Annotated in this window: 10 protein-coding genes; 7 read left to right on the plus strand and 3 right to left on the minus strand. The window is 68.8% G+C overall.

From position 1 onward, the window contains the following. Positions 1-8 precede the first annotated feature (8 nt). Positions 9-929 (plus strand): bestrophin family protein, encoded by a 921-nt coding sequence (locus HWX00_RS20985; protein ID WP_059556653.1) that lies wholly within the window; start codon positions 9-11, stop codon positions 927-929. 5 nt (positions 930-934) lie between these two features. On the opposite strand, the gene HWX00_RS20990 is transcribed toward HWX00_RS20985, so the two are convergent. After that, on the minus strand, positions 935-2965 hold the full coding sequence (locus HWX00_RS20990; RefSeq protein WP_175868134.1) for an FUSC family protein: 2031 nt from the start codon (positions 2963-2965) through the stop codon (positions 935-937). A gap of 146 nt (positions 2966-3111) precedes the next feature. Here HWX00_RS20990 and HWX00_RS20995 point away from each other — a divergent pair, with 146 nt between their 5' ends. The 6 genes from HWX00_RS20995 (at position 3112) to HWX00_RS21020 (ending at position 10249) form a co-directional block, all read left to right on the plus strand. Continuing rightward, a complete protein-coding gene (locus HWX00_RS20995; RefSeq protein ID WP_175029413.1) occupies positions 3112-4014 on the plus strand; it encodes a LysR family transcriptional regulator in 903 nt (300 codons plus the stop codon). 399 nt (positions 4015-4413) lie between these two features. Then, entirely contained in the window at positions 4414-5973 is a 1560-nt protein-coding gene (locus HWX00_RS21000) for a DHA2 family efflux MFS transporter permease subunit (protein ID WP_034187926.1), read from the plus strand. Between the two features lie 180 nt (positions 5974-6153). Further along, on the plus strand, positions 6154-6483 hold the full coding sequence (locus HWX00_RS21005) for a hypothetical protein (protein WP_124670994.1): 330 nt from the start codon (positions 6154-6156) through the stop codon (positions 6481-6483). Between the two features lie 268 nt (positions 6484-6751). Continuing rightward, positions 6752-7084 carry a sugar ABC transporter ATPase gene (locus HWX00_RS21010; RefSeq protein ID WP_034187928.1) on the plus strand — a complete coding sequence of 111 codons (333 nt, stop codon included), beginning with the start codon at positions 6752-6754 and terminating at the stop codon, positions 7082-7084. Between the two features lie 124 nt (positions 7085-7208). Beyond that, positions 7209-8798, plus strand: a complete 1590-nt coding sequence (locus tag HWX00_RS21015) for an ABC transporter substrate-binding protein (RefSeq protein WP_069704644.1) — start codon at positions 7209-7211, stop codon at positions 8796-8798. A gap of 197 nt (positions 8799-8995) precedes the next feature. Further along, positions 8996-10249 carry a hypothetical protein gene (locus HWX00_RS21020; RefSeq protein WP_175027743.1) on the plus strand — a complete coding sequence of 418 codons (1254 nt, stop codon included), beginning with the start codon at positions 8996-8998 and terminating at the stop codon, positions 10247-10249. Positions 10250-10264: 15 nt separating this feature from the next. On the opposite strand, the gene HWX00_RS21025 is transcribed toward HWX00_RS21020, so the two are convergent. Beyond that, a complete protein-coding gene (locus HWX00_RS21025; RefSeq protein ID WP_059556658.1) occupies positions 10265-11572 on the minus strand; it encodes an Nramp family divalent metal transporter in 1308 nt (435 codons plus the stop codon). A gap of 111 nt (positions 11573-11683) precedes the next feature. Further along, positions 11684-12940 (minus strand): oxalate decarboxylase family bicupin, encoded by a 1257-nt coding sequence (locus HWX00_RS21030; RefSeq protein WP_069704643.1) that lies wholly within the window; start codon positions 12938-12940, stop codon positions 11684-11686. Positions 12941-12974 lie beyond the last annotated feature (34 nt).

The raw sequence follows: 12974 nt of genomic DNA on the forward strand, positions 1-12974 counted from the left end.
GCGCGACGATGATCGTTCGTCCGCGCGAGCACTGGCTGCGGATGCTGCTCGTGTGGAACGGCTCGGTGCTGCCCACCATCCTGCCGCAGCTCGTGCTGACGCTCGCGATCAGCCTCGTCGCGGTGTGGGGCGGCGGCCGCGTGCTCGGCGAGAAGGTGCCGCTGAACCCGACGCCATTCACGCTGATCGGGCTCACGCTGGCGATCTTCGCGGGGTTTCGCAATAACGCGAGCTACGAACGCTACCGCGAGGGCCGGCAACTGTGGGGCGGCGTCCTGACCGCCGCGCGCACGCTGGTCTCGCAGGCGCTCTGCTACGGTGCGGTCGACCGCGACGACGCATCGCGGCGCGCCTTCGTGCGGCAGGTCGTCGCCTTCGTCTATGCGCTCAAGCATCAACTGCGCGGCACCGATCCGGCCGCCGACCTGCGCGGGCTGCTCGACGAGGCCACTCATGCGCGTGTCGCCGGCTCCCGGTTCCGCCCGATCGTCATCGTGCACGCGCTGCGCGAAGCGTTCGCCGCACGCGCCGACGCGGGCCGCCTCGCCGATACGCGCCTGTGGATGCTCGACGCGCGCCTCGACGATCTCGTCGCGATGGTGAGCGGCTGCGAACGGATCGCGTCGACGCCGATCCCGTTTTCCTACGACGTGCTGCTGCACCGGACCATCTACGCGTACTGCGTGCTGCTGCCGTTCGGCCTCGTCGACTCGATCGGCGCGGCGACACCGTTCGTCACCGTGTTCGTCGCCTATACGCTGATCGCGCTCGACGCGATCGCGCATGCGATCGCCGAGCCGTTCGGCGACGGGCCGAACCATCTCGCGCTCGATGCGATGACGCGCCAGATCGAACGCACGCTGCTCGAACTGAACCGCGAGCCGCTGCCGGCCGAAGTGACGCCCGGCCGCGCATACCGCCTCACCTGAACCGCTCAGTCGCCGAGGCCGCGCAGGAAACGGCCGTGCTCGGCGGCTGCGTCGGCGATCCGCCGCACCAGCACGACACCGCGCAGCATCGCCTGCGCGGCATCGCCTGCGCGACCGGCCGCGCGCCGCCGCAGCACGCGCGCCGCCGCGTCGCAGGTCCGGTCGAGCCGCGCGAATTCCGCCCGCGCGACGCGGCCGCGCACCACGGCCGCCGCGCGGCGCACGGTCGGCTCGCGCGAGGCCAGTGCGGCGAGCGACAGCAGGCTGTCGCCGATTCCCCAGATCGCGAGCAGGTCGCGCATGTCGCGCTCGATCAGCGTCTGCGGCAGGCTGCCCGCGAAACCGAGTTCGCGCGCGAGACGGTCGGCCGTCCGGCTCAGCCACACGCTCTCCGACCAGGCACGCGGGTCGCGTGCGATGCCGGCCAGGTCGCGGCGCACCGCACGATGCAGCCGCCGCCGGCTCGTGCCGGGATCGCCGGGAAACACCAGCGCGAAGATCAGCGCGCCGAACGCGATGCCGAGCATGGTGGCGAGCGCGCTGTTCAGGAACGCGGCATCGCCGATGCGCGCGGTATTGTCCGGCGACGTGAAATTCCAGAAGAAGATCGCGAATGCGCTGCCCATCGCGGCCGTGCGCGGATGACGCATCGCGACGCCGTTGGCGACCAGGAACACGCCGAGGATGGTCGCGAGCATCTCGAAGCCCGACACCGCGGGCAACAGGACGAAGTTGCAGACGACGCCGGCGGCCGCCGCGCATGCCGTGCCTTTCAGGAAACCGACGGCCGCGCGCACCGAGTTCGGCCGCGTCGAGAACAGCGCGCCGACCACGGCCGTGATCGCGACGAAGCCGGCGCCCGACGGCCACGCCGTGACGATCCAGATCGCCGATGCGGCCAGCACCGCGATGAACGCGCGGATCCCGTTGTGCCACGCGAGCACCGGATCGTGGTGAAAGGCATAGCGCACGCGCGAAGGCGGCGGCTCCGGCCGGTCGAGCAGCGCCCGGCTCGCGAACGCGCGCTCGAACCCGGCGAGCAGCGCCGCCAGCCGGTCGAGCGTGAGCAGGCGCGACGTGTCCGGGCCGCGCTGCGCGGCGGCCGCCGCGTGCAGTGCGTCGTCCACGCGCGCGCGCAGCGCCGCGATCGCGTGCCCCGGGGTGTCCGATGCAGCGACGCCGTCCAGCACGCGCGCGACTTCGTCGATCAGCGGATCCGGCGCGTCGCCGGCGCGCGCCGCATGCTCGCGGATCGCCTGCCCGGCGGCCTGCGCGGTGAGCACGCCCAGCGCCGCCGCGCGCAGATGGCCGATCGCGTTGCGCACCGGCGGCGCGCCGGCCGCGGCATACTCGGCCGCCGTGTCGAGTTCGAGCGCATCCGCGAACAGGCGGTGCACGGCCGCCCCGTTCGGCTCACGGCGCAGCGCGCCCGCGCCGAGCGTCACCGCGCGGTCGAGATAGCGCGCGAGCCGCGTGCGGACATCGTTCAGCGGCGCGCCCGGCGCAAACACCGTTTCGAACAGCGCGCCGCACAGGATGCCGACGACCACATACAGGAATCGCGCCACCGCGATGTCGAACGCATGCAGCGGCGCGGACACCGCATCCATCGCGATGATCGCGGCCGTATAGCCGGCGAGCACCGCCGCATATGCGCGGAAATTCCGCTGGAACGTCGCGACGCCCGCGCACAGCCCGATCCACGCGGCGAGCGCCGGCAGGAACAGCTCGGGCGTCTGCGCGAACGCACCGGTCAGCGCGAGCGCGACGGCCGCGCCGATCGCGGTGCCGAGAATCCGGTACTGGCTCTTCGACAGCCCCATCCCGCGGCTGCCCTGCGCGACGATCCACACGGTCGACGCGGCCCATTTCGGATCGTCGAGATTCATCCGGAACGCGATATAGAGTGCGAGCAACGACGCGGCGGTATTGCGCAGCGCGAACGCGAGCGCGCCGGGCGGCAACGTCGGGCGCGCGTCGCGCAGCGCGGCCCGGACGGCCGCGAACGGCGGCACGCTGGGGAAAGCGAATTTCATCCGGCGAGCATACGATCGCGCGCGGGCCGCCACTACGGGGCGGCGGCGGGATGCGTTATTGCACCGGGCAGGATAATCGGCACGATCCGCTGCGATCCGGCGCGCGACGGTAAGATGCGCGCAGGCCGAACCCTGAAACGCCCCGTATGGACCTCGAAAGCATCCGGATATTCTTGCGCGTGGTGGAACGCGGCAGCTTCACCGCCGCCGCCACGCAACTCGACATGCCGCTCAGCCGCGTGAGCCGCAAGGTCAGGCAGCTCGAGGACGATCTCGGCGTCCAGCTGCTGTACCGCACGACGCGCCGCGTGTCCGTCACCGAAGCGGGGCGCGACTATTACGAACGCTGCCTGCGCGCCGAGGAAATCCTGCTCGACGCGGACCGCCAGGCGCGGGCGCTGCGCACCGAGCCCGAGGGCACGCTGCGCGTGCTGGTGCCCTACGCGATCGGCCTGCTGGAACTGGAGCCGGCGCTCGCCGAGTTTCGCCGGCGCTACCCGCTGGTGCAGCTCGTGCTGATCTACGACAACAGCGCGCTCGACCTCGTCGAGCACGGCTTCGACGTCGCGCTGCGCACGGGCGTGCTGACCGATTCCGGCTATGTCGCGCGCTCGCTCGGCTGGTCGCACGCGAAACTCGCGGCCAGCCCGCACTATCTCGACCGTGCCGGCCGGCCGCAGACACCACAGGACCTCGCCGATCACGACATCCTGTTCGTCGGCCGCGACACGCCCGGCCTGACGCTGCGGCTCACCAACGCGGCCGGCGACGTGGCCGATGTGCCGGTGCAGCCCGTGCTGATCTCGAACGAATCGGTCACGGTGCTGCGCCAGGCCGCGAGCGGCGGCGGCATCGCGTTGATCTCCACGCACTTCACCACGCGGCGGCTCGCGAACAACGAACTCGAAATCGTGCTGCCCGACTGGCACCGCACCGACGACGTCGAACTGCACGCGCTGTATCCGAAGCGCGCGACGCTCGACAGCAAGGTGCGCGCATTCGTCGAATTCCTGACGGAAGTCTTCACCGCGTGGCGCGCGTCGCCGTAACCGGCATCGCGCGACCGGCCATCGAGGCGGGCCGGCTGCATTATTGCGGCGCACGAAAGGAATTAATGAGCGCGCGAGCGTTGATCGCCGTTCGCCGCATCGTTAGCCTGTGCCCATGAAAAATCGCCACACACGCTACGGCAGCCACGCGAGCGCTGCCCGCCGCCGCGTCACGCGCGTCGCGCCTTCCTGACCGGCCTGCCCGCGCCCCGAAGCCCGTCATGGCTTCGCCGATCCGATCGAACGCCTGAACCGCACGCCGCGCGCGGACGGCCCCGTTTGCCGGGCCGCCCGCGCGTGGTGCATCGCGCCGTCCGCTTCGCGGCCCGCCCGCGCACGCGGCGCGCGCGCGGCCGACGGCGCGCGCCGCCCGGCCACCTTTCATCACGCAGGAACACCATGTCATCTCCGTCACCCCAGGCGCCGCTGTCGGGCGGCAAGCTCGCGATCGGCACGATCGCGGTATCGCTCGCCATGTTCATGAACGTGCTCGACTCGTCGATCGCGAACGTCGCGATCCCGACGATCTCGGGCGACCTCGGCGTCTCGGTCGACGAAGGCACGTGGGTGATCACGATCTTCGCGGCCGCGAACGCGGTGTCGATTCCGCTGACCGGCTGGCTCACGCAGCGCTTCGGCCAGGTGCGCCTGTTCGTCACGTCGATCCTGCTGTTCGTGTTCGCGTCGTGGCTGTGCGGGATCGCGCCGAACCTGCCGACGCTGCTCGCCGCACGGATCCTGCAGGGCGCGGTCGCGGGGCCGCTCGCGCCGCTGTCGCAGGCGCTGCTGCTTGGCGCCTGGCCGCGGCAGAAATCGTCGAGCGCGCTCGCGCTGTGGTCGATGACCGCGCTCGTCGGCCCGATCGCGGGGCCGTCGCTCGGCGGCTGGATCACGTACGACTACAACTGGTCGTGGATCTTCTACATCAACATTCCGGTCGGCTTCTTCGCGGCGGCCGTCACGTGGATCGTGTTCCGCGACCGCGAATCGGCCACGCGCCGCCTGCCGATCGATACGGTCGGCCTGCTGCTGCTCGTGCTGTGGGTCGCGTCGCTGCAGATCATGCTCGACAAGGGCAAGGATCTCGACTGGTTCAACTCGCCCGTCGTCGTCGCGCTCGGCATCGTCGCGCTGATCGGCTTTGCGTTCTTCCTCGTGTGGGAGCTGTACGAGGCCAACCCGATCGTGGACTTGCGGCTGTTCACGCAGCGCAACTTCGCGGGCGGCACGATCGCGATCTCGGTCGCGTACGGGATGTTCTTCGGCACGCTCGTGCTGCTGCCGCAATGGATGCAGGGTTATCTCGGCTACCGCGCGGTCGATTCGGGGCTCGCGACCGCGCCGCTCGGGCTGTTCGCGATCCTGCTCACGCCGGTCATGGGACGCCTGCTGCCGCGCACCGACCCGCGTTATATCGCGACGCTCGCGTTCGTCGGCTTCGCGGTCGTGTTCATGATGCGCACGACGTTCTACACCGACGTGTCGCGCTGGGACCTCGTGCTGCCGACGCTGCTGCAAGGCATTCCGATGGCGATGTTCTTCGTGCCGCTGACGTCGATCATCCTGTCCGGGCTGCCGCCCGAAAAGATCCCGGCCGCGGCCGGCCTGTCGAATTTCGGCCGCACGTTCTGCGGCGCGGTGGGCACGTCGCTGATCAGCAACGCGTGGAACGACCGCACGATCCTGCATCACGTGCGGCTCACCGAACAGGCGAGCGTCACCAACCCGGTCTTCACGCAACAGGTCGACACGACACGCTCGCTGCTGCACCTGAGCCCCGATTCGGCGCTCGCGTTCTTCAACGCATCGGTCGATTCGCAGGCGGCCGTGATGGGGTTGAACGACATCTTCTACGTGTCGGCGATCATCTTCATCGCGATCATCCCGCTCATCTGGATCACGAAACCGGCGCGCTCGGGCGGCGGCGATGCCGATGCGGCGGCGGCCGGCGCGCATTGATCCGCGGCCGTTGCGGCCGACCCTCGCGCCACGCACGCCGGGGCCGGCCAGCTCCCCCTGCGACGTAATAAAGACTTGCAATCGATACAGGCGGAAACGTCAACAGCCGGCGCCCGTACCGCGTTTTTTCGTCATGCGCCGCTCCTCCAGAGGGACGGCGCAACGACAGGAGAAAACACGATGCGAGCCCTGACCCGCCAAATCGCGATTGCCGCCGCCCTGATGTCGGTCCTGACCGGCACCGCGTTCGCCGAGACGCCGTGGCAACAGGCGCATCCGCGCCGCGAAGCGGTCAACCGGCGCCTCGCGAACCAGCATCGCCGCATCCATCACGAAGTGACGGAAGGCGAGATGTCGCACGCCCGGGCCGCGCGCCTGCACCGTGACGACCGCAAGATCCGCCGGGAAGAGCGGGACATGGCCGCGCAGGATCACGGCCACATCACGAAGAGCGAAAAGCACGTGCTGAACCAGCAGGACAATGCGGTCGGCAACAAGATCGGCCAATAACAGCGACAACACCGGCAAGCGCCCATTCGCCATCACCTGAAACGCCCGCTGCCGCGATGCGGCAGCGGGTGCTTGTTCGATCGGCTGGTTGTATCGAATCGTTTCAACGCGCGAACGGCGTCAGATGCTGCGGGTATACTCCGTCGTCAGCCGCCTGTCGCATCGTCGTCCGTCAAAAACGGCCCGATTCCGGGCGGTTTCGTCGCGAAGCTTCGCGTTTCGCCTACCCCGCGCCCCAGCCTCGATACGAGACACCCGACGACCGACCATGAAACGATTCCTGCTGCTCCTTCCCGCCGCCCTGCTCGCCGCCTGCGGTTCCGCGCCCTCGTCCGACTCGGCCTCGTCGGGTGCCGCACCGATGATCTACGTGTCGTCGCAACGTCCGGCCTACGCCATCGCGAACTGCCTCGACAGCCGCCTGTCGGGCACCGAGCAATCGCAGCACAACGGCGTGACCGATATCGCCGTCGGCTCGAATTCCTACTTCGTCACGCTGACGCCGTCGGGCAACGGCTCGGTCGTCAAGGTCGTGCGCGGCTCGGGCAACGAACCGGCCGAGGAAGCCATGCGCTTCGCGATCGCGCGCTGCGCGATCTGACGCCCCCCGCGCCGGGCACCCGCCCGGCCGACTGCCGCGCGCCGCACCGCGCGCGCCGAATATTTTCATCCGGACGGCCGTCGATGAGAGAATCGCACCACGATTCCCTCTCGATGGAGCCCGCATGAAGCACCTGCTGTCCCGGCTGTTCGTCAGCGCCGCGCTCGTCGCGCTTGTTCCGGCGCTGCCGGCGCAGGCTGCCACGCCGCCCGGCATCTTCGTCGTCGCCACGCAACTCGGCGAATTCACGACCCTCGACCCGAGCGGGATCTACGAGCTGGTGCCGTCCGAATACGTGGCGAACACCTACGAGCGGCTGGTGCGGGTCGACCTGAAGGATCCGACGCGCTTCGACGGACAGATCGCGCAATCGTGGACGGTCGGCGCAGACGGCACGACCTACACGTTCAAGCTGCGCCCCGGCCTCACGTTCCATTCCGGCAACCCCGTCACCGCCGACGACGTCGCATGGTCGCTGCAGCGCACCATCCTGCTCGACAAGGGGCCGGCCGGCGTGCTCGCCGATCTCGGCCTCACGAAGGCGAACGTGATGCAGAAGGTGCGCGTGGTCGATCCGCAGACCGTCGTGCTCGAAACCGACCGCAAGTACGCGCCGAGCTTCGTGCTCAACGTGCTCAGCGCGTGCCCGGCCTCGGTGTTCGACAAGAAGCTGCTGCTGTCGCACCAGCAGGGCAACGATTTCGGCAGCGCCTGGCTGCGGACCAACGATGCGGGCTCGGGCCCGTACCAGCTCGTCAAGTGGACGCCGAACGAGAGCATCGTGCTGCAGCGTTTCGAGAAATACCGCACGCCGTACCCGATGAAGCGCGTCGTGCTCCGCCACGTGCCCGAAGCGTCCGCGCAGCGGCTGCTGCTGGAGAACGGCGACGCCGACGCCGCGCGCAACCTGAGCCCCGACAGCCTCGCCGCGCTGTCGAAGGCCGGCAAGATCAAGGTCGCGTCGTGGCCGGTATCCGCGCTGCTGTACCTGAGCCTGAACACGAAGAACCCGAACCTCGCGAAACCCGAGGTGCAGCAGGCGATGAAATGGCTCGTCGACTACGACGGCATCCAGCGCAACATCGTCAGCACGACCTACAAGGTGCATCAGACCTTCCTGCCCGAAGGCTTCCTCGGCACGTCGAACGCGCGGCCGTACAAGCAGGACGTCGCGAAGGCGAAGGCGCTGCTCGCGAAGGCCGGCTTGCCGAACGGCTTCGACGTGACGATGGACATGCCGAACGACTATCCGTACCTCGAGATCGCGCAGGCGCTGCAGGCGAACTTCGCGCAGGGCGGCATCCGCGTGAAGCTGATCCCCGGCGATGCGAAGCAGGCGATCGGCAAGTACCGCGCGCGCCAGCACGACATCTTCATCGGCGAATGGTCGCCCGACTACATGGACCCGAACAGCAACGCGCGCGGCTTCGCATGGAATCCGGACAACTCGGATCAATCGCCGACGAAGATGCTCGCGTGGCGCAACAGCTGGGATATTCCGCAACTGACGAAAGACACCGAGGCCGCGCTCGTCGAGCCGTCGCCCGCGAAGCGCGCGCAGCGCTACGAAGCACTGCAGAAGGCCGTGCTCGCGAACTCGCCGTTCATCATCATGTTCGAGAAGGTCGTGCAGGTCGCGACGCGCCCCGGTGCGACCGGGCCGGAAATCGGGCCGATCAACGACCTCGTGTCATACCGCACTCTCGCGAAATAATCGCGGCGGCTCGCGCGCCCGGCCCTGCCGGCGCGCGGGTAATCGCCATGGGCCGCGGCGCCGGCGCTATGTCGCGCGGCGGCGCCGATCTACAATGACCGGGGCCGGCGGCGCCCGGCGGTGATCCACGTCACCGGATTCGCGTCACCAACCAGGACAGGATGCGCACGCCCGAGTGCGCACAACGGGAACCGAACATGCATCCGAGCGAGCACGCGGTCTGCGTAGCGATCAACGACAACAACCGCGCGTGGTACGAAATGCTCGTGCCGTTCCTGCTGTCGCTCCGGCAGACCGGCTACGACGGACGGATCGCGGTGATCGGCTACGGGCTGTCCGAGCGCAAGCGGCAGATCCTCGCGAGCCAGTCGGTCGACGTCATCGACGCGTCGGATGCGTATGCGCTGCCGGTCGGCCGCTTCATCGAGGCGGCCGGGTATTGCGCGCGCAACCCGCAGATCCGCAAGCTCGCGCTCTACGATGCCGACATCTGGTTCTGTGCGCCGCAATTCGACCTGTTCTCGCGGATCGGCGACGACCGGATTCACGTGTGCCCCGACCCGCTGTTCTGCACGTTCGTCGTCACGCCGCTGATCGGCGAGCGGCGCGACCATCACTGGCGTCTCGTCGTCGACGCGGTCACCGCCCGCCACGGCGGTGCGCTGCAGGCCGGGCTCGTGGCCGGGACCGCCGACGCATGGGCACGCTATGCCGCTCACCTGCGCGACTGCCTCGCGCGCGTCGGCACCGATTTCCAGGCGTGCTTCGGGATCGACACGACGTTCCTGCATCCGTGGAGCGCCCAGGGCGAAACGGCGCTGCTCGACCCGGTCCAGAACTTCGTCAGCAAGTACGGCATTCACGAATCGTTCGACGCGGGCAGCGGTACGACGACGCTCCGTTACCAGGACGAACCGATCCGCGCGCTGCACATGACCGGCGACATCCGCTTCCTCGACCGGTGGCGCTACTACGCGAACCACACCGACGCCGCGCTGCGCGACGGCGCGCCGTTCGCGCTGTCGGACGGCACCCCGGTGCCCTCCGGCGCGGTCGCCGCACGCATCGCCGCGGCGGACTACGTGCGATCGGCCGGGCTGACCGTTTCGTCCGCCGCGATCGAGGGCAGCGCGGGCGCCTACCTGCAGGCAATCGACGAACCGGGCGGCACGATGCTCGTCGGCAGCGGCAACCACGAAGTCGTGTTCACCGCGACCCGCGACATCGCGCGCCTGAACGTCTACGTCACGCACCCGTCCGGTTCGCCGTCGCCGCTGCGGTGCGAAGTGCTGGTCGACGGGCAGGCGCAGCGCAAAGGCACCGAGCTGATGGCGCATTTCTGGTATCAGGTCGCCGCCGGCACCGTCGTCACGCTACGCGCGACGAGCCTCGGCGGCCAGCAGTGCAACGCGATCTGGCGGCTGCGCGAGGCGCCGGACATGCAGCAGTAGCCGCCCCGCCGCCGCTCAGTTGAACACCGCCCACACCAGGTACGCATTCAACCCGACGATCACGACCGTCGCCGCGCCGGCGACGATCCGCAGCGGCATCCGCATCGCATAAGCGCCCATCACGTCCTCGCGCGCCGACAGCATCAACAGCGCGATCATCGGTATCGGCAACACGAAACTGAGCACGACCTGACTCGCGACCATCGCGCGCGTGACGTCGCAGCCGAGTGCGACCACCGCGAACGCGGGCGCGATCGTCACCGCGCGGCGCACCCACACCGGCAGGCGGCGATGGATGAAGCCCTGCATCACGACCTGCCCGGCCATCGTGCCGACCACCGAACTCGATACGCCCGACGTCAGCAGCGCGACGAGGAACAGCACGCCGGCGGCCGGCCCGAGCACCGGGATCAGCGTGTGATACGCGTCGCCGATGTCGGTCATGCCCGGCGCATTCGCATGGAACGCCGACGACGCCATCATCACCATCGCGAGATTCACGAACCCGGCGAGCCCGAGGGCGACGACGACCTCGCGGTTCGAAAAACGCACGAGCCGCCGCCGTTCCACGTCGTCGCGCGGCGCGGCGCGATCCTGCGTCAGGCCCGAATGCAGATACAGCGTGTGCGGCATGATCGTCGCGCCGATGATCCCGACCGCGATCGTCAGCGCCGCGTGATCCGGAATCTGCGGGACGACCAGATGAAACGCCGCGGCATGCCAGTCCTGCGGCGCGATCAGCAGTTCGCCGAGATAACACGCGCCGATCACGCCGACCAGCGCCGCGATCGCGGCTTCCAGCGGCCGGAAGCCGCGCTTCTCGAGTGCGAGGATCGCGCAGGTCGCCAGCGCCGTCGCGATCATCCCGGCGAACAGCGACAGGTGGCACAGCAGCCCGAATGCGAGCGCGCCACCGAGGAATTCGGCGAGATCGGTCGCCATCGCGGCGATTTCCGACGCGATCCACATGCCCAGCACGACCGGCGCGGGGAAACGGTCGCGGCACAGCTCGGCGAGGTTGCGGCCGGTCACGATGCCGAGTTTCGCGGACATCGCCTGGAACAGCATCGCGATCGCGTTCGCGGCCAGCACGACCCACAGCAGCCGGTAGCCGTACGCGGCGCCGGCCTGGATGTTGGTCGCGAAGTTGCCGGGGTCCATGTAGCCGATCGACGCGATCACGGCCGGGCCGACGAACGGCAGCAGCGCGGCGATACCGGTGCGACGGCCTTCCAGCGCGGCGCGCGCCGCGCCGTCGATGCGTTCGGGAGACGCGCCCGGCAGCGCGAAGCCGCCGGCGGTTTTGCTCGTAACGGGAATCATGGTGAGGTTCCGTTCGGATAGGGGCTTACGTGGAAGTGGAAGTGGAAGTGGAAGCGGAAGCGGACGCCACGGCCGGCCTGCCGCCCGCCGGCCGCGGCGGCGCCGGCCGCTTTACAGCGGCACGACGTCGGGACGGTTGCGCGGAAACCGCGCGATCACGTCGGGCGCGACGTTCAGGTGCGCTTCGACGAGCTTCGGCGGCGTATGCGCGAGCCAGTCGGACAACGACACCTCCGCATACCGGTCGGTCTTGAAGATCTCCAGGAACACGAGATCGGTCTTGCCGGTGTTCTGCACGTAGTGCCCGAGGCTCTTCTTCACGTAGCCCACGTCGCCCGCGCGGAAGTCGGCTGTCTGCGCCTTCGGCCCCGTGTCGAACACGGTCATCCGCGCCTCGCCCTGCAGGTAGTACTGCCATTCGTCCGCGTTCGGATGCCAGTGCAACTCGCGCATGCCGCCCGGATGGACCGTGACGAGCGCCGCCGCGACCGTCGTCGAGATGTTGAAGTTGGTGCTGTCCGCGATCCGCACTTCGCCGCCGCGCGTCTTCTTGACGGGTTTCATGTCGCCGAGCGAGAAGATGAACGGATGCGGCGGCGCGCCGGCCGACGAGGCCGATGCGCGCTGCGCGTCCGCGAGCGGGCCCGGTTCGTCGCCCTGGAAGATCCACAGGTTGTCGAGCGGAATGTTCCTGAACGCGTCGGCCGGCACGCCGAAGTTGAGCGCGAGCACGTCCGGCGGCGTATGCGCGACCCAGTCGGTCAGCAGCAGCGTATTGAATTCCGATGCGCGGCCGTTATCGAACGCGAGCAGGAATTCGGCGCCGTCGGTGCCGAGGCCCTGCAGCGAATGCGGCAGGCCCGGCGGGAAATACCAGAGATCGCCGGTCTTGACGTCCTGCACCGACGGCCGCCCGAGTTCGTCGAGCACGGTGATCCGGCAGCGGCCGTCAAGCATGATTGCCCACTCGGCCTGCTGGTGCCAGTGCATCTCGCGAATGCCGCCGCGCGTGAGGCGCATATTGACGCCGGAAATGGTTTCGGAAATCGCAAAATCGTCCTGCGTGACCTCGCGCGCCCACCCGCCGTTTTGAATGCGTTTATGGGCATTATTGAAAGACGCCCAGAATAACGGCATCCCGTTGATATCGGTGGCAGGCGGATCCTGAAAAGACGGGAATTGATTCGCCAATGCGGGATTTTGTGGCCCCGGGTCGGTCAATCCCTGTGTGTTGCGCGCGTTGATCGCCCCTTCCGGCGGACTGTCCGGATTGCCGAACGACGCGGCTTTGGCCGTTACGGCAAGGCCTGCGGCGGCAATGGCGCCAGCCGTATTCGCCAGCATCTTGCGTCGAGAAAGATTCGTCATGATTGCCTCTTCATTATTTCGATTGAGCGAATTT

This window comes from Burkholderia seminalis DSM 23518, assembly GCF_902832885.1.
Taxonomy (GTDB): domain Bacteria; phylum Pseudomonadota; class Gammaproteobacteria; order Burkholderiales; family Burkholderiaceae; genus Burkholderia; species Burkholderia seminalis.